Source organism: Bacillus sp. FSL K6-3431 (assembly GCF_038002605.1).
Classification (GTDB): domain Bacteria; phylum Bacillota; class Bacilli; order Bacillales; family Bacillaceae_C; genus Lederbergia.
The window spans coordinates 1,125,029-1,143,534 of sequence record NZ_JBBOCT010000001.1 but is presented as its reverse complement, the minus strand read 5'-3'; the positions used below and the strand labels follow the sequence as shown (position 1 = coordinate 1,143,534).

General features: G+C 37.0%; 18 protein-coding genes. All 18 read left to right on the top strand.

Features of this window, described 5'->3' with window-relative positions:
* Positions 1–10: 10 nt before the first annotated feature.
* The 18 genes from flhA to dxr all read left to right on the top strand — a co-directional run bounded on the left by flhA (position 11) and on the right by dxr (position 18,498).
* The gene (gene flhA, locus MHB53_RS05770; protein WP_340916224.1) at positions 11–2,041 is read left to right on the top strand and encodes a flagellar biosynthesis protein FlhA; all 2,031 of its coding nucleotides are present in this window, start codon (positions 11–13) and stop codon (positions 2,039–2,041) included.
* Positions 2,041–3,204 (top strand): flagellar biosynthesis protein FlhF, encoded by a 1,164-nt coding sequence (flhF, locus tag MHB53_RS05765; RefSeq protein WP_340916222.1) that lies wholly within the window; start codon positions 2,041–2,043, stop codon positions 3,202–3,204. Before flhA ends, flhF begins: the two co-directional genes overlap by 1 nt.
* Positions 3,201–4,067 carry a MinD/ParA family protein gene (locus MHB53_RS05760; protein ID WP_340916221.1) on the top strand — a complete coding sequence of 289 codons (867 nt, stop codon included), beginning with the start codon at positions 3,201–3,203 and terminating at the stop codon, positions 4,065–4,067. Before flhF ends, MHB53_RS05760 begins: the two co-directional genes overlap by 4 nt.
* Complete coding sequence (locus tag MHB53_RS05755) at positions 4,064–5,158, top strand: CheB methylesterase domain-containing protein (RefSeq protein WP_340916220.1); 1,095 nt, start codon at positions 4,064–4,066, stop codon at positions 5,156–5,158. The genes MHB53_RS05760 and MHB53_RS05755 overlap by 4 nt, the downstream gene beginning before the upstream one ends.
* Before the next feature lie 75 nt (positions 5,159–5,233).
* A complete protein-coding gene (locus tag MHB53_RS05750) occupies positions 5,234–7,270 on the top strand; it encodes a chemotaxis protein CheA (protein WP_340916219.1) in 2,037 nt (678 codons plus the stop codon).
* A gap of 22 nt (positions 7,271–7,292) precedes the next feature.
* Complete coding sequence (locus tag MHB53_RS05745) at positions 7,293–7,763, top strand: chemotaxis protein CheW (RefSeq protein ID WP_340916218.1); 471 nt, start codon at positions 7,293–7,295, stop codon at positions 7,761–7,763.
* Positions 7,753–8,388, top strand: coding sequence for a chemotaxis protein CheC (locus MHB53_RS05740; protein WP_340916217.1), 636 nt, complete (start codon positions 7,753–7,755; stop codon positions 8,386–8,388). The genes MHB53_RS05745 and MHB53_RS05740 overlap by 11 nt, the downstream gene beginning before the upstream one ends.
* Positions 8,381–8,875, top strand: coding sequence for a chemotaxis protein CheD (locus tag MHB53_RS05735; protein WP_340916216.1), 495 nt, complete (start codon positions 8,381–8,383; stop codon positions 8,873–8,875). Before MHB53_RS05740 ends, MHB53_RS05735 begins: the two co-directional genes overlap by 8 nt.
* Before the next feature lie 1,484 nt (positions 8,876–10,359).
* Positions 10,360–11,142: a FliA/WhiG family RNA polymerase sigma factor gene (locus MHB53_RS05730; protein WP_340916215.1), complete on the top strand. Its 783-nt coding sequence runs from the start codon at positions 10,360–10,362 to the stop codon at positions 11,140–11,142.
* Positions 11,139–11,450, top strand: coding sequence for a hypothetical protein (locus MHB53_RS05725; RefSeq protein WP_340916214.1), 312 nt, complete (start codon positions 11,139–11,141; stop codon positions 11,448–11,450). Before MHB53_RS05730 ends, MHB53_RS05725 begins: the two co-directional genes overlap by 4 nt.
* Before the next feature lie 8 nt (positions 11,451–11,458).
* On the top strand, positions 11,459–12,031 hold the full coding sequence (locus tag MHB53_RS05720; RefSeq protein WP_340916213.1) for a hypothetical protein: 573 nt from the start codon (positions 11,459–11,461) through the stop codon (positions 12,029–12,031).
* A 148-nt stretch (positions 12,032–12,179) separates the two neighbouring features.
* Complete coding sequence (gene rpsB, locus MHB53_RS05715) at positions 12,180–12,905, top strand: 30S ribosomal protein S2 (RefSeq protein ID WP_340916212.1); 726 nt, start codon at positions 12,180–12,182, stop codon at positions 12,903–12,905.
* A gap of 97 nt (positions 12,906–13,002) precedes the next feature.
* Entirely contained in the window at positions 13,003–13,884 is an 882-nt protein-coding gene (tsf, locus tag MHB53_RS05710; protein WP_340916210.1) for a translation elongation factor Ts, read from the top strand.
* A 77-nt stretch (positions 13,885–13,961) separates the two neighbouring features.
* The gene (gene pyrH / locus MHB53_RS05705) at positions 13,962–14,687 is read left to right on the top strand and encodes a UMP kinase (RefSeq protein WP_340916208.1); all 726 of its coding nucleotides are present in this window, start codon (positions 13,962–13,964) and stop codon (positions 14,685–14,687) included.
* Complete coding sequence (gene frr / locus MHB53_RS05700; RefSeq protein ID WP_340916207.1) at positions 14,687–15,244, top strand: ribosome recycling factor; 558 nt, start codon at positions 14,687–14,689, stop codon at positions 15,242–15,244. Before pyrH ends, frr begins: the two co-directional genes overlap by 1 nt.
* Before the next feature lie 497 nt (positions 15,245–15,741).
* Positions 15,742–16,539: an isoprenyl transferase gene (locus tag MHB53_RS05695; RefSeq protein WP_340916206.1), complete on the top strand. Its 798-nt coding sequence runs from the start codon at positions 15,742–15,744 to the stop codon at positions 16,537–16,539.
* Positions 16,536–17,327 (top strand): phosphatidate cytidylyltransferase, encoded by a 792-nt coding sequence (locus MHB53_RS05690; protein WP_340916205.1) that lies wholly within the window; start codon positions 16,536–16,538, stop codon positions 17,325–17,327. The genes MHB53_RS05695 and MHB53_RS05690 overlap by 4 nt, the downstream gene beginning before the upstream one ends.
* Before the next feature lie 28 nt (positions 17,328–17,355).
* A complete protein-coding gene (gene dxr, locus MHB53_RS05685; RefSeq protein WP_340916204.1) occupies positions 17,356–18,498 on the top strand; it encodes a 1-deoxy-D-xylulose-5-phosphate reductoisomerase in 1,143 nt (380 codons plus the stop codon).
* Positions 18,499–18,506: the final 8 nt, after the last annotated feature.

Genomic DNA, 18,506 nt, shown 5'->3' with positions numbered 1-18,506 from the left:
AGAGAACGTTATGAAACTTAAAGATATTGTAGTATTATCAAGTGTTATTTTAATTGTAGCCATGTTAGTTATACCATTTCCTACATGGTTATTAAGTTTGTTAATCATAACGAATATTTCACTTGCACTACTTGTTCTACTAACTTCAATGAATATGCAAGAACCACTGCAGTTTTCTATATTCCCTTCATTATTATTGTTATTAACATTATTTAGACTCGGTTTGAATGTATCGACAACTAGATCCATACTCTCCAAAGGTGATGCAGGGGGAGTCGTTGAAACCTTCGGTACCTTTGTTGTCGGTGGAAATGTGTTAGTTGGACTAGTTGTATTTTTTATCTTAATTGTTATTCAATTTATTGTCATCACAAAAGGTGCTGAACGTGTTTCTGAAGTAGCGGCTCGTTTCACGCTTGATGCAATGCCAGGGAAGCAAATGAGTATCGATGCAGATTTAAATGCAGGCGTCATTTCAGAACACGAAGCCAGAGGAAGAAGAGAAAAAGTATCTCGGGAATCGGACTTTTACGGAGCAATGGATGGTGCGAGTAAATTTGTTAAAGGAGATGCCATTGCAGGTATTATTATTGTATTAATAAACTTGCTATTCGGTATTATTATTGGAATGGTGCAGCAAGGATTGCCAATTGCTGAAGCTGCAGTTAAATTCTCAATGCTAACTGTTGGGGATGGTATTGTAAGTCAAATACCGGCCTTACTGATTTCGACAGCAACCGGAATTGTTGTTACTCGTGCCGCATCAGAAGGTAATCTTGGCTCAGACATTGTTGGCCAGCTGTTCTCTTCTACTCCCATGCTATATATTGCAGCAACAACTGTTTTTTTATTGGGGTTAACTACTCCAATTAATGATATTATCACTATTCCTATAGCTGGAGCCTTAGCAGTTGGCGGTTGGGTACTTTCACGAGCCCCGGCTGTTGTAGACGACGATTTAATCCAATCGTTGGAAGAGACAGAAGCTGATGAAATGAAAAGTCCCGATAGTGTCATCAATTTATTAAATGTGGATGCGATCGAATTTGAGTTTGGATATGGGCTTATACCGCTAGCAGATGTAAACCAAGGAGGAGATCTTTTAGATAGAATCGTCATGATCAGAAGACAGCTCGCCTTGGAGTTAGGGATGGTTATTCCCGTTGTGAGGATAAGAGATAATATTCAATTAGAACCTAATGAATATCGCCTGAAAATCAAAGGAAATGAAATGGCACGAAGCGAACTTCTCCTCGATCATTATTTAGCGATGAGTCCTGGAGGAGAGGATACAATTGAAGGTATTGATACGGTTGAGCCTTCCTTCGGTTTACCAGCAAAATGGATTGCAGAAGAAGTGAAAGAACAAGCAGAAATAATGGGCTATACTGTTGTCGACCCATCATCTGTTGTATCTACACATATTACAGAATTACTAAAAACAAATGCATATGAACTTTTAGGACGTCAAGAAACAAAACAATTAATTGATCATATCCAGGAATCCTATCCGATTCTTGTCGAAGAAGTCACTCCTAATCCACTATCTGTAGGGGAAGTGCAAAAGGTATTAGCGAAGTTATTAAAGGAAAACGTATCGATAAGAAATTTGCCAATCATTTTTGAAACACTTGCTGATTATGGAAGGATGAGTACAGATACGGATTTGTTAGCAGAATATGCTCGTCAATCACTTGCGAGGCAGATAACAACCCAGTATGCAGAAGATGGAACGACTTTAAAAGTGATTACAATCTCAGGGAAAATTGAGAAGATAATCGCTGATAGTATTCAACAAACAGAGCATGGGAACTATTTGTCATTGGATCCAACAGATTCTCAAAGTATTCTAGAAGCAATTGCGGGTCAAATAGAGGAATTATCGCTCATCCAACAATCACCTATTTTGCTTTGTTCACCAGCTGTGCGTATGTATGTAAGGCAAATGACGGAAAGGTATTTTCCACATGTACCGGTTTTATCTTATAACGAATTGGAAGCAAATGTGGAAGTTCAAAGTACTGGGGTGGTGAACATCTAATGAATATAAAAAAAATTATCGCTCCGTCTATGGCTGATGCAATGAAGAAAATCAAGACTGAGCTAGGTGATAATGCAGTTATTCTAAATTCAAAAGTTGTTTATCATGGTGGTTTTTTAGGGATGTTTCGTAAGAAAAAAATTGAAGTAATTGCAGCACTTGATGAACAGCCGATTCAACCGATGCAAAAAACGAAAGTAAAGAAAAGAAAAGCGCTTGATAATGAGCGAACAAAGTCGCTTCTAAAAGAGAAGGAACCAGTTGTTCATACTAAAGGTGACAGTACCGCGGCTATGGATATTGTTGCTGAAATAGCAGAATTAAGAAATGAATTAACATCTGCTCGATACCGAACTTTTAATATAAATAATTACCCGGAACAAATTCAAACATGCTTACAAATATTGCAAGAAACAGAGCTAGCAGAAAAACATATAACCGAATTTGGGGATATGCTTTTAGAGAAATGGCGAAGTGCCTCCGAAACTCCTAGTCATCAAGATGTGATTGTATGGTGTAAATCAATTATATGCGATCAGTTGACGCCATTTAATTTTACGGGAATTAATTTTACAAAAAAGTATATTAACCTTGTAGGTCCGACGGGTGTAGGGAAAACAACTACCATTGCTAAACTAGCGGCAGAAGCAGCACTTGAACAGGATAAGAAAGTTGCATTTATTACTTTGGATACGTATAGAATTGCGGCTATAGACCAGTTGAAAACATATGCCCAGCTTTTAAATATTCCAATAGAAGTAGTGTATAATCAAGCAGATTTTCCAACTGCGATAAATAAATTTGTAGATTTTGATTTAGTGTTAATAGATACAGCTGGTCGGAATTATCGTGAATTAACATTTATTGATGAGTTAATGAAGTTGTTCGGAGAAGTGGAAATGGCGACGTATTTGGTATTGTCCATCTCAATGAGGGAAAAGGATATATCTCAGATTGTAGAAAACTTCCAACAGTTAAGCTTTGATCACTTTATCTTCACAAAATTAGACGAAACTCAATCCTATGGTGCGATGTATAATTTGATTAAAAAATATGAAAGTGGTGTCGCGTACATTACGACTGGACAAGGTGTTCCTGATGATATAGTAACTGCTAGTCCTAAAATAATTGCGAACTATCTACTTGGGGATGAAAAAGTATGAAAGACCAGGCGGAGATGTTGCGAATAAAAATGCAAAAAAAATCGGAGAATTTCGCTAGAACAATTGCTATTGTAAGTGGTAAGGGTGGAGTAGGAAAGACGAATATTTCTACTAATCTAGCACTCACTTTAGTGGATAAGGGTTATCGCGTATTGCTTTTTGATTTTGATATCGGCATGGGAAATGTCAATATTCTTCTTGGGAGTGTTTCTCATTCAAATATTTCCGCTTTTTTACAAGATGATATACCAATAAGTTCTATTATCCAGAAAACCCAAGATGGTATTGCTTATATTTCGGCGGGCAATGGCTTAAATGAGGTAGTAGAGATGGATAATCGTATGCTCGACCGACTTTTAGATGCTTTAAGTGTACTCCAAGCGGACTATGATTATATTATTTTTGATATGGCTGCTGGAGCAACGACAACAGCGTTAAATATTTTGCTTTCAGCAGATGATATTTTTGTTGTGTGCACGCCCGAGCCGACGGCTATTACTGATGCCTATTCGATGATGAAGTTTATTTGTTCTGCACAATCTGAAAGCAGATTTTTGTTGATTTGTAATCGTGCAGAAACTTCCGTACAAGGAACGGAAACATTGTATAGGCTTCAGAAAACGGTGCAAAAATTTCTGCAGAAAGATGTGGAATTGCTAGGTGTGTTACCGGAAGATAAGCATGTTAGAAAAGCGGTGATTAGTCAAACCGTATTTACTAAGAAATATCCAAAAGCAGATATATCTCTCAAACTAAAAAGAATGGTCGATATATATATTGAAGGAGACAGTCATTACGCTACCAATCAATTTTCATTTGTAAATAAGCTTCGTCGCTTTTTTAATAAGGAGGGACGGTTGTGAAGCATCCGACTTTCTTTTTAATGAGTGATTCCGCTGTTACGAGAGTTTTGTATGGGAAACTGTTTGAGAATAGTACAGAAGTCGACCTCTTGGGTGCGGCAAGATTTAATGAAACTGGAATAAATAAAATGATTAGATTAGCATCTGATTTCGTGATCATTGATTTAGATCGTGAATTCACTGAAGTAAATACAGACATGGATAAGATTCAACAAAAGTATCACGGAAAAATAATCATCATTCTTTCAAAGGAACAGGAACAGAACAATCTAAGCGCAGGTACCTTTGACATAAAAACAGAAGTTAGCTTTTTCAAGAGATATGAGTTAATAGATATAAAATCAATGGAAGCTTTTAAAAATAAACTTATCCAATTCATTCTATCTGAAGATGGACCTATCTTATTAAGGGAAGTAGGCCAAGACGATGAATATGTACAAAAAAAATTAGCTGTACGTTATGCAATTCCCGAGATAAAGCTGTCTGAACAACTGCCTCTTCATATAGAGACTGATAAGAAGATAATTTGTATCGGGACATCAACCGGAGGTCCTAGAGCCTTACAGACCGTTTTATCGCAGCTTCCCAAATCAATTAATGCTCCGATTGTAATTGTTCAACATATGCCACCTTCATTTACATATTCTTTGGCGAAACGCTTAAATAGTATTTGCAATATTGAAGTGAAGGAAGCGGAAGACGGTGAACGTTTAAAGAAAGGTACAGCATATATTGCACCTGGCGGACATCATATGACCATCCATCCGATCAGAGAAGATTTAATTGTCAAAATAACTGGGGACCCACCAGTAAATGGACATCGTCCGTCAGTTGATGTGATGTTTAACTCACTTAGTTTCGTAGAAAAATATGCGAAAATTGCTGTGATTATGACAGGTATGGGAGCAGATGGTTCTTCGGGTTTACTGCGATTAAAAAAGAGTGGAATGACCATAGCGATCGCCGAATCAGAACAAACTTGTATTGTATATGGTATGCCAAAGGCTGCAATCGGCACTGGTGGTGTGGATGAAGTATTAAAAATAGAGGATATCGCTTCGAATATTTTGAAATATATGAAGGGGCGATAAGTGTCCCGCCCAGGGTTCGTTTAGGGGTAGGAGTCTTAAATTCTAAGGAAAGATCAAAATAAAGGACGTGGGCAAATGGATGTAAATCAGTATTTAGAAATTTTTATTGATGAAAGTAAAGAGCATTTGCAAGCACTTAATAATCAACTTTTGAATTTAGAAAGTAATCCAAGTGACTTAACGATTGTAAGTGAAATATTTAGAGCGGCACATACATTAAAGGGCATGTCAGCTACGATGGGCTATACTGATTTAGCAAATTTAACACATATTTTAGAAAATGTGTTTGATGGTATTCGTAATGAAAAAATACAGATAACTTCACAAGTATTTGATATTATGTTTCTTGCTGTAGATGATTTAGAAGCAATGGTTGAATCCATCGCCTCTGGTGGCGATGGACATCGCGATGTAAAGGTTGTTATTGACCAATTGCAGCAAATCGAAAAAGGTAATGAGCCCAAAATAAAAAATGCTAGGGTTGAAATTGCTGCTTCAACTGAAATGGAATTAATAATGAATGAATATGATGAGTTTGAAAGAACAGTTATCGAACAATCACATGAGCAAGGGTTCCAATGCTATGAATTTACGGTTTCATTACGTGCTGATTGTTTATTAAAAACAGCTCGCGTATTTATGGTATTTGAACTATTGGAAAAATGCGGTGAAGTGATAAAGTCTGTTCCGAGTGTGGAACAATTAGAAGACGAGCAATTTGATTCTAAATTTACCGTTACCATAATTACAAAAGAGTCTTCACAGGAAGTGAAAAGTAAGTTAATGAAGGTTTCTGAGGTCGAATCAATCGAAGCGAATGTTGTAAATTTATCTAGAATTCCAATGAAGAAAAAGCATCAGAAGGAGAAACTCCAAAGTAATGATTCTACGGAACCTCAAATAAATGAAGAACGAAGCGTAGTTGATAAAACGCCAATAGAAAGAAAAAATGGAAAAGCCGGCGGTAAAACAATTAGAGTGAATATTGACCGTCTAGATATACTTATGAATTTATTCGAAGAGCTAGTAATAGATAGAGGTCGTTTAGAACAAATATCTCAAGAAATTCAAAACCCAGAACTTGAAGAGACAGTTGAAAGAATGATTAGAGTCTCTGGCGATTTACAAAACATTATATTAAATATGAGAATGGTTCCAGTTGAAACTGTGTTTAATCGTTTCCCTCGAATGGTCAGACAACTAGCGAAAGATTTAGATAAGCAATTAGACTTAGATATTATTGGCGCAGAAACAGAATTAGATCGGACTGTTATTGATGAAATAGGTGATCCTATCGTTCATTTGCTAAGAAATGCAATTGATCATGGGATTGAAAGTCGGGAAGTACGTAAAGCAAATGGTAAACCAGCCACCGGAGTAATAAAATTGCAGGCATTCCATAGTGGTAACCATGTTTTCATTGAAATAGAAGACGATGGCGGTGGGATAAACCGTCAAAAAGTAATTGATATTGCAGTTTCCAAAGGAATCATTTCTGAAAATGAAGCGACAAACCTGACAGATCGAGAAGCGTATGAATTAATCATGGCATCGGGCTTTTCAACAGCTGATTCAATTACAGATGTATCAGGGCGTGGGGTAGGATTAGATGTCGTAAAATCGACGATCGAATCACTTGGAGGAGTTATTGCTATTGATTCAAAAGAAGGAAAAGGTTCGAAGTTTTCTATTCAATTGCCTTTAACTCTATCTATTATATCGGCAATGCTTGTTGAAGTTAGCAATGAAAAATATGCGATTCCTTTATCATCGATTATTGAAACAGCAATCATTCGCAAGTCCGAAATATTGACTGCTCACAATCAAAAAGTAATTGACTTTAGAGGTAAAGTCGTCCCACTGGTAGCTTTATCTGAAATATTCGAGATGGAAATGGTAGACGAAGAAGAGGATGAATTTATTTCTATTGTAATTGTAAGAAAAGGTGAGAAAATGGCAGGTTTGATTGTCAAATCCTTTATTGGTCAGCAAGAAATTGTGTTGAAATCCTTAGGTAATTATTTAAATACAGTATTTGCCATTTCGGGTGCAACAATATTAGGAGACGGTCAAGTAGCTTTAATTATTGACTGTAATGCACTAATTAAATAGTTATAAAGGTGGGTGATTAGTAATGAATGAATTAGCTATAGCTTCCGAACAAAAAGTAATTGTTTTTAAGTTGAATGGTAATGAATATGCCCTCTCTGTTGAACAAGTAACCGCTATTGAAAAGATGAATTATATTACAAGAATTCCTAAAGTAGCAGCCTTTATTAAAGGAGTTATTAATTTACGAGGTGTCATCATTCCGATTATTGACTTAAAAAAACGTTTCGGCCTTGGACATACGGAGTATACAGATAATACGAGGATCATTATCGTCTCGTATCAAGATGTAGAAGTTGGATTAATTGTCGATTCGGCAAATGATGTTTTAGATATCCCTGTTGATGCGATTGAACCGCAACCGGAAGTAATTGGTGCGGTGGAAGCAGAATTTATTAGTGGCGTTGCAAAGCTCGAAAAACGGCTTTTGATTATGCTTAATTTAGAAAATATACTCAAGCCTATAAGCGGTGGGAATGTGACGAATGGGGATTGAAAAAAATATTACATCTTTGCAAATCGATGTATTGAAAGAAATCGGTAATATAGGGGCTGGCAATGCATCAACAGCCCTTTCCACTTTGGTCGGTAAAAAAATTGATATGAATGTGCCGACTGTTAGAATTATCACGTTTGATGAAATGCTCGAACTCGCTGGAGGTCATGATGCAATCGTAGTTGCTGTTTTTTTACGTGTAGAAGGTGAAGCTGCTGGCAGTATGTTTTTTTTACTACCACTTGATCAAGCTAGTAAGTATGTGCAAAAAATGACTGGAGAGTCATCTATATCGTTTGCAAATCCGCCTTATTCAGAACTTGGTCTCTCAGCAATGCAAGAATTAGGAAATATTTTAACGGGTTCCTATTTATCTTCTTTAGCCGATTTTACAGGACTCGATCTATTGCCATCTGTACCATCTATAAGTATCGATATGGCTGGTGCTATTATTAGTTACGGACTTATAGAGTTATCGCAATCAGAGGATTATGCGATCGTAATCGATACAGCTTTAGACGAAAATGGTGATCATGATAGTGTTAAAGGACATTTTTTCTTCCTTCCGGACCCTGATTCTTTTTCAATCATATTTAACACATTAGGAGTCGGGAAGGATGATTGAGACTGTTATAAGAGTTGGTATTGCCGATATGAAAATTGTACATGCTCCAGATAAAATTAGAACGCTAGGTCTCGGCTCGTGTGTTGGTGTGATTATATATGATCCCAATAAAAAAATGGCAGGAATGGCTCATATTATGCTGCCTGATTCATCTATGGCAAGAGATCAAGAGCAATTAAATATTGCTAAATTTGCTGACACTGCGATTCAGGCTCTTACAAAAGAGCTAATTATACATGGAGCATGTAGGTCTAATCTGAAAGCTAAAATTTCCGGTGGCGCCCAAATGTTCCAATTTTCAACTCAAAACCAGCAAATGAGAGTTGGCCCGCGTAATGTGGAGGCTGTAATAAAAGAATTAGAGAAACTTAATATCCAACTTGTTAGTAAAGATACCGGAGGCAATAGTGGCAGAACAATTGAATTTAATCCGGACACATTTACATTACAAATAAATACCGTTTTTCAAGGTGAATTAATAATCTGAATCAGTGTTTATAGGATGCTTGTAAATAGACTCTCGGAATTTCGAGGCGTAAATCTGCCGAATTTCCAAAAACCTACTGGGAATTAAGCTTTATTGAATATTTGGTATTAGGTTTCAAAATGTTTTCAAAAGGCTTTTTTGAAAACATTGTTGCTTTACCAAGGTAGTGCGTGATTGATTTCCGCTACAGTTGCTCGCTTTCCGCGGGCGGTGAGCCTCCTCGGCGTAACCGCCTGTGGAATCTCACCTGTCCCGCTGATCCCGCGACGGACAGGACGTCCTAGTGTCGGTGTTGGCCACAGGACGTGGCAATCTTTAGCCGACCAGGAGTCTCGCACTTTCGCTCTAATTAACCTTCAACAGATTTTGTTTTAAAAGCGACAATCCCTTGTAAAGGATTTAGCCATTGAAGAGAAAATATGACCGTTAAGAAACGATAGTTCATCTTTTTGATGAGCATAGCAAGCGTCAATGTGTTGGCACATCATGATGGCATAAGTCCTTATCCACATTTTTGTGGACCGATGTCGGCCAGATTCCAAGTGATAGTCAATCTTTTCGCGTGTGTTTGAACATTCTACAGATGTCCGTCGGTTATAAATGAGTTTCCATTTTTGGCGTCTTCGCTTCCCCATAGACGGTGAAAAAAATCATAAAAAGTCCCAATACCGGGGACATCTTTAGATTCAAAGCCAATCATGATGGCATAGAAAGGCACCCGGTGTAATTCATTCACCCATTCAGTAATACTAAGGGTTGGTGTTTAGCCAAGAGAAGCAGAAGGTAGGAGCGCATCATGGAAGCCGGATCTAGAGCTCAGGCCCTCTATTCGAATAAGAGCTACGTAGCCACGACGTAAGTATGATAGGTCCGTGATCCACAACTTGTAAATAATAGGCCAATCATTATTTACAATGGTGAGCACATTCCCAAAGTGATGCTCTCTTAATTGGTCCAAAACGAAGTTTTGATAATCTTCATGTGGAACGACTGCAGGTTTCAAATTCAGCACCTCAATCACAGTTAGTAAAGAAATCCCTTCACCGGCGATTATTGTGATGTTTTTGAAAAAACGAGTATTTTCGACAAAAATAGCAACAAAATTTCTTTGTATTAATAACGATCTTAAGCCTCTCACGTAAATCGTATGAAAAGGAAGAGATTTGAGAACGGGGTATGATCAGTCACCTTACCATGAGCAAAAGAATATCTCAGTTGATTGGAGTTCCAGGCGGCGACTCCTGGGGGCTCACCGCACGCCCCCCCGGAACGCGTCCGCCTGGAACTGAAATCAACGGTGGCAGGCGGACACATTGAGTAGATTATTTATCTCCTTAAATACAGAATGGGTAATTCTACTAATAAAAAGTGAACTATCCCCCTATTAAAAGTAGGAGGAGACATGAAAAAGTGGCACAAGAAAACCTTGTACCATCTGACTCGGTGAATGCCGGGAGTCTATGTAACTGTGAGGAGGAGATAGGATGTCAAACTCACCACCGATAATTGAGCAACAATATTGGGAGCGGTGGAGCTGCTCCCGGGATGCTGATGCAGGGAATATCTTAGTGGAAAAATACATGCCGCTTGTAACATATCATGTTCAAAGAATTGCCGTCGGTATTCCTAAAAACATCAGTAGAGACGAGTTGAAAAGTCTAGGTTTAATGGGGTTATTGGATGCTTTAAATAAATTTGATATCACTCGTGATCTGAAATTTGAAACATACGCTTCTTTTAGGATAAGAGGAGCAATTATCGATGGTCTTAGAAAGGAAGACTGGCTTCCTAGAAGTATGAGGGAAAAGGTTAAGAAAATTGAAGCAGCTTCCGAACGGTTAGAACAGAAATTATTGCGCTATGCTTCGCCTGCTGAAATCGCAGAAGAAAGTGGTTATACAGAAAGTGATGTCAGTCAGACAATGAATGAATACTTTTTTGCGCATGTGTTATCGATGGATGAACAATTGAATGATCTTGATGAAAATGAAAAACAAACACATGTGATTAAAGATGAATTCACTCCTAATCCAGAAGATCATTTAGTTAAAAATGAGTGGATCAAAGATTTGGGTGAAGTGATAAAGACACTAAATAAAAATGAGCAATTAGTTATTAGTTTGTTTTACAAAGAAGAGTTAACTTTTACTGAAATCGGAGAAATCATTCAATTATCGACCTCGAGAATTTCTCAAATCCATTCAAAGGCGCTTCTTAAATTAAAGTCTGTACTTATAAAAATCTCTGGTATGGGAGAGGTAATATGAGTTTCAAGCTGGTTGAGTTACAAGTAGCTCTGCCTAGATCATATGATGCAGGGAAAATAACTGAGCAGCTTCAGCAAAGGGGACAAGTAGCTTTTGATCAGGTCTCAAAGGAAATGGAAGACAAGGTTAAGCATAATAGACATTCTGTGAATAAAATGGAACAGAAAGAGAAAAGTAGATTAAAAGAAGACACATCTAATGAAGCAAGTGAATCATTAGGTGACCCGCATCATCAAAATAGTAAGAATGAAGTGTCTATAAAAGAAGATCACCCTTATAAAGGGAATAGTATTGATTACAGTGGGTAGGGATAAACTTGACAGGAACGTTAATCTTTATTTTATTTTTGTTCAATGGCCTAACTATATTTGCTGTTATCCTTCTATATCTTCGGCAAAATCGGCTAATGGAGATGGAAGATAATCGGCGTAAAAATCATGAGGAATTTACTGAGTTATTTTCAGACTTTCTGATGGAACTAAAACAAGAAAATGATCAGTTTCTTACGATCATAAATGCTTATAAAGAGCAATCTAATTCATCGGTTTCACCTAAAGATATTCATGTATTTAAGGATGAAACTGATCAAGACACTATTAATCAAGACCAGCCTATTAGTTCCGATTCCTATTCTAGATTATTGGCTTTTCAGTCATATGACCAAAATACTAGAAAAGCTAAAAACGATGGTAAAGACATAAAGTCTGCAGAATATGTAGAAAAGACTATTGAAAAGACTATTGAAGAGACTATTAAAGAGATGAGCTTTGATGAACAGGTGGTAAATCTAGAGCAGCAAGGGTTAACGGTAGATGAAATAGCCAAAGCTTTAAATAAAGGTAAGACAGAAATTGAATTGATGCTCAAGTTTCGACGAAAATCACGATAATTACTTGATTGCGTCTTTTTTTTATGATATATTGAATAATGGTGTTAATACACACGTTCTACGATTTCGTTACAAGGTGCTGTTGTAATAACAGTTTGTACGAAAAAAGACTAGAGCGGAGGATAAAAAAACCTAGGAGGAATTCATAATGTCAGTAATTTCAATGAAACAATTGCTTGAAGCAGGTGTACATTTTGGACACCAAACACGTCGTTGGAATCCGAAAATGAAGAAGTATATTTTTACGGAACGTAACGGTATTTATATTATCGACCTACAAAAAACAGTTAAAAAGGTAGAAGAAGCGTATAACTTCATGAGAGAAATTGGTGAAAACAACGGTAAAGTTTTATTCGTTGGAACTAAAAAACAAGCTCATGATTCTGTGAAAGATGAAGCAGAGCGCGCTGGTCATTACTACGTAAATCACCGTTGGTTAGGTGGTACTTTAACAAACTTTGAAACAATTCAAAAGAGAATTGAACGTTTAAAAGCTATCGAAAAAATGGAAGAAGACGGTACATTTGAGGTGCTTCCTAAGAAAGAAGTCGTTATGCTTAATAAAGAGTACGAACGCCTTGTAAAATTCTTAGGTGGTATTAAGGAAATGAAGAGACTTCCAGATGCAATGTTTATTATTGACCCACGCAAAGAGCGTATTGCAGTAGCGGAAGCTCGGAAATTGCATATTCCAATTGTTGGTATTGTAGATACAAACTGTGATCCAGACGAAATTGATTATGTAATTCCAGCTAATGATGACGCAATTAGAGCTGTTAAATTACTAACTTCTAAAATGGCTGATGCATTATTAGAATCAAAACAAAATGAAGAAGCTGAAGAAGAAGCAGCAGCTGAAACTGCTAACGCGTAATTGTAATGTAGAAAGGTGATGAGAGTGGTTAACACTTATCACCTTTTTTCAAACAAATAATTAAGTATCATATGTATGTATAGGGAGGACTATTATAATGGCTATTACTGCACAAATGGTTAAAGAACTTCGTGAAAAAACTGGCGCAGGTATGATGGATTGTAAAAAGGCGCTTACTGAAACAGATGGTAATATGGAAGCAGCGATTGACTTTTTACGTGAAAAAGGTATTGCATCGGCTGCGAAGAAAGCTGATCGCATTGCTGCTGAAGGAATAACTTTCATTTTAAGTAAAGGTAATGATGCAGTTATTCTTGAAGTAAATGCAGAAACAGATTTCGTTGCTAAAAACGAAAACTTCCAAGCTTTAGTAAAAGAACTAGCTGAGCATTTATTAGCAAACAAACCAGCTTCTGTTGAAGCGGCGCTTGAACAAAAGATGAGCAATGGCCAAACAGTAGATGAATACGTAAATGCTGCGATTGCAAAAATTGGTGAAAAGCTTACACTTCGTCGTTTTGAAGTGAAAACAAAATCCGATAATGGTGCATTTGGTGAATATTTGCATATGGGTGGACGTATTTCAGTGCTAACTGTACTTGAAGGTTCAACAAATGCAGATGCTGCTAAAGATATTGCTATGCATATTGCTGCAATTAATCCTAAATACATTAATAGAGACCAAGTTTCTGCTGAGGAAGCTGAGCGTGAGCGCCAAGTCTTGACTCAACAAGCTTTGAATGAAGGAAAACCAGAGAAAATTGTAGCTAAAATGGTTGAAGGCCGTCTTGGTAAATTCTTCGAAGAAATCTGTCTTCTTGACCAAGCTTTCGTTAAAAATCCAGATCAAAAAGTACGTCAATTTGCGGAATCCCTTGGTGCGGAAGTGGTTGAGTTTACTCGCTATGAAGTAGGAGAAGGAATTGAAAAACGTCAAGAAAACTTTGCAGAAGAAGTTATGAACCAAGTAAAAAAATAATTGTAAAATAAAATAGGGGACACATCATGTGTTCCCTATTTTATAGAAAATACATACAGATAATATTGGAGGTTTATATGGCCAATCCAACTTACAAAAGAGTGGTACTTAAATTAAGTGGTGAAGCACTTGCAGGTACGGACGGCTTCGGTATTAATCCGACCGTAATCAAATCGATTGCCAAACAGGTGAAAGAAGTAGCAGAACTTGGCGTAGAAGTAGCTGTTGTAGTAGGCGGAGGCAATATTTGGCGAGGCAAAGTGGGAAGTGAAATGGGAATGGACAGAACGTCAGCAGATTACATGGGTATGCTGGCTACAGTTATGAATTCTCTTGCGCTCCAAGATAGCTTAGAACAAATGGATGTCGAAACCCGTGTACAATCATCCATAGATATGCGTCAAGTTGCTGAACCATATATACGTCGTAGAGCAATTAGACATTTGGAAAAGAAACGTGTTGTTATCTTTGCAGCGGGAACAGGTAATCCATACTTCTCTACAGACACTACTGCAGCGCTAAGGGCAGCAGAAATTGAAGCTGAAGTAATTTTAATGGCTAAAAATAATGTAGATGGAGTTTATTCCGCAGATCCTAAAATAGATAAAAACGCGGTAAAATACGAACAACTTTCCTATTTAGATGTGTTGAAAGAAGGTTTGGGAGTCATGGATTCTACTGCATCATCACTGTGTATGGATAATGACATTCCGTTAATCGTATTTTCATTTACTGAAAAAGGAAATGTGAAGCGTGCTGTTATGGGAGAGCAGATTGGTACATTAGTGAGGGGGAAAGAATAATGCCAAACAAAGTGATTTCCAATACGAAAGATAAGATGGCAAAAGCAATTCAAGCATATAGCAAAGAGCTTGCAAGCGTGCGTGCTGGTCGAGCTAGTGCTGCTCTATTAGATAAGATTTTCGTTGATTATTACGGTGCACAAACACCAATTAATCAAATGGCCTCGATCTCAGTGCCTGAAGCAAGACAACTTATCATTCAACCTTATGATAAAACAATTCTTGGTGATATCGAAAAGTCAATTTTGCGATCGGATCTAGGCCTAACACCTACAAATGATGGTTCATTGATCAGAATTTCCATTCCGCAATTAACCGAAGAACGTAGAAAAGATCTAGTGAAAGTTGTTAGAAAAGAAGCTGAGGATGCAAAAGTTGCTATTCGTAACATTCGTAGAGATGGTAATGAAGATTTGAAAAAGCTTGAGAAGACAAGTGAGATAACAGAAGATGATCTCCGTGGTTTTTCGGAAGATATTCAAAAATTAACAGATGATCATATTAAAAATATAGACGAGATTACAAAAGAAAAAGAAGAAGAAATACTAGAAGTTTAATCTTACTAAGAAACTTTCCTTTCGTCAGAAGGGAAAGTTTTTTTGAGATATAATATTTTATCTTTATAAGAGTTGAATTCCTTCAAAGGCAATGTCTCGCATTCAAATGGCTTGTCTGATCTTCTTTAACAGTAATACATAGCCGATTCGGAAAAATGTTCAATTGGATGTATTTCCCCCCACCATATTAATAGTGTATTATTAATATGTAATCCTATTAATTGATCGTCTTGAATACGGAACAGAATGTATTCAATATATGTAAACAATTACCGCGGCAAAGCGAGTCCAATAATTTAGTACATATGCAAAGGAAAAGTAGTTATAATCATAATTGTTTCGACAGGAATGCTATTCAAATAGAATAAACTTCTTTATAATAGAATTCATAGTTCTTTCATACAATTGCAGAAAAGAATCATAACGCTTCATAGATAATATATGTTAAGATATGCTTTAACGCAAAATAGGAAGCATTTCTAACGGAGGATATTTTCATGTTAAAAAAAATGAGGTTTTGGAAATCTTCCAGAACGATAGCGGATGATAAAGATCGTATATCTTTGATATTAGAGAACCCTTTACCACAGCATATTGCCATTATTATGGATGGTAATGGACGCTGGGCAAAAAAACGTGCATTACCACGTATTGCCGGCCACCATGAGGGAATGAAGGTTGTAAAAAAAATTACGAAGCTAGCTAGTCATCTCGGAATTAAAACATTGACGCTTTATGCTTTTTCTACAGAAAATTGGAAACGCCCTAAGCAGGAAGTTGATTTTCTTATGAAGCTACCTGAAGAATTTCTGGGCACTTTTTTGCCAGAACTAAATGAGGAAAATGTTAAAGTGTGTATGATGGGGTATAGGGACCAGCTTCCATCAAGCACGATAAAAGCCGTGGAAAACGCAATTGAAACCACAAAAGAAAATACCGGACTTACATTAAATTTCGCTTTGAATTATGGAAGTCGTGCAGAAATATTAGATGCGATCAAAGATATTTCTAAGGATATTAAAAAGGGTAAAATTGTTGAACAGGATATAAATGAAGAACTTTTCTCAAACTACCTAATGTCGAAGGAGCACCAAGATCCCGATTTGCTTATTCGAACAAGCGGAGAATTACGATTAAGTAATTTTATGCTTTGGCAGTTAGCATACACAGAGTTATGGTTTACTGATGTATTATGGCCTGATTTTTCAGAAGGACATTTGCTTGAAGCTGTTGAAGCCTTTCAAAGTAGATCTAGAAGGTTTGGTGGAATACATAACGAGGAGATAAGAAAATGAAACAAAGAATAATAACGGCCGTTGTAGCCCTCGCTGTTTTTTTACCGATTGTTTTTTGGGGTGGCTGGGCGTTTGTAATCCTAGCTTATGCGATGGCGACGGTCGGATTGTATGAGCTTTTTAAAATGCGCAAACTATCATTAAAGTCTGGCCAAGGAATAATTTCATTAGTATTGCTTTGGGTATTATTATTACCACAAAATTATTTTGACACAATAAGTATCGGCGGCTGGACGAAAATGGAAGTAATGACCGCGGCAGTTCTACTTTTTCTATCATATTCAGTAGCCGTGAAAAATAAATTTACATTTGATGATGTTGCTACTTCTCTTTTGTCAGTCTTGTATATTGGTCTTGGTTTTTATTTCTTTATTGTAACAAGGGAAGCTGGGATACTGTATCTGTTGTACGCGTTAATAGTCGTATGGGTTACTGACTCAGGTGCATATTTTATCGGTAGGGCGGTAGGGAAACGAAAACTATGGCCGGAAATTAGCCCTAATAAAACAGTAGAAGGGTTTATTGGTGGGATAGTTTCTGCGCTTGCAGTAGCAGTACTTTTTTCCATATTTACTACTATTGACATTCCGTTTTTAAAATTAATGATTATTACGATCATCTTGTCTATTTTTGGACAAATAGGTGATCTTGCAGAGTCAGCGTTGAAGCGACATTATGGAGTGAAGGATTCGGGTAATTTAATGCCTGGACATGGTGGAATTCTCGATAGATGTGATAGTTGGTTATTTGTATTGCCACTCTTTCAGCTTCTCTATGTCATAAATTGAATAATTGGTTTAGTAAGGAGTGGAGAATTTGAAGTATATTAGCTTGCTCGGTGCTACTGGTTCTATTGGCACACAGACGCTTGACGTGATTAGAAATCATCCGCAACAATTTAAATTAACTGCTATGTCTGTCGGAAAAAATATCAATTTTGCTAGAAAAATCATTGTGGAATTTCAACCTGAATTGGTTTCTGTACAAGATAAAAATGATTGTGATTCCTTAAAATTGGAATTTTCATCGATACAATTTGTATATGGACAAGAAGGACTTGTAGAAGTGGCTGTTTACAAAAAAGCAGATGTGCTTTTAAATGCAGTAATTGGAAGTGTTGGTCTATATCCTACATTACAGGCGATTGAAGCTAAGAAGACGATAGCATTAGCTAATAAAGAAACCTTGGTAACAGCTGGGCATATTGTGATGGAAGCGGCAAAAAAAAATAATGTGGCGATATTGCCGGTTGATAGTGAGCATTCAGCGATATTTCAATGTTTACAAGGGGAGAAACCAGCCAATATTCAGCGATTAATCATTACAGCTTCTGGAGGTAGTTTTCGTGACCTGTCTCGTAATGAGCTGCAATTTGTCACACTCGAACAGGCATTAAACCATCCTAATTGGTCGATGGGCTCCAAAATTACAATTGATTCTGCTACAATGATGAACAAAGGGCTTGAAGTTATAGAGGCGCACTGGTTATTTGATCTTCCCTATGAGCAAATTGATGTTTTATTACATCGTGAAAGCATTATCCATTCAATGGTTGAATTTCATGACAACAGTGTAATAGCACAGTTGGGTAGCCCAGATATGAGGGGACCGATTCAATATGCGCTTACATATCCTGATAGACTGCCACTTCACAATTCTACCCCATTGAATCTCGCACAAATGGGTACACTGCATTTTGCGGAGATGGATACAGAAAGATTTCGCTGTATGAAATATGCTTATGACGCGGGTATTGCCGGTGGCACAATGCCTACCGTTTTGAACGCTGCAAATGAAGCGGCCGTAGCTGCATTTCTTGCTGGGAAAATTAGATTTATTACAATAGAAGAGCTTATAGAAAAAGCTCTTGAATGGCATAGCAATATAAATAATCCAGATATTACGATTATTCATCAGGTTGATTTAGAAACAAGAAAATATGTAAACTCACTCTTGTAAAAAAAGGT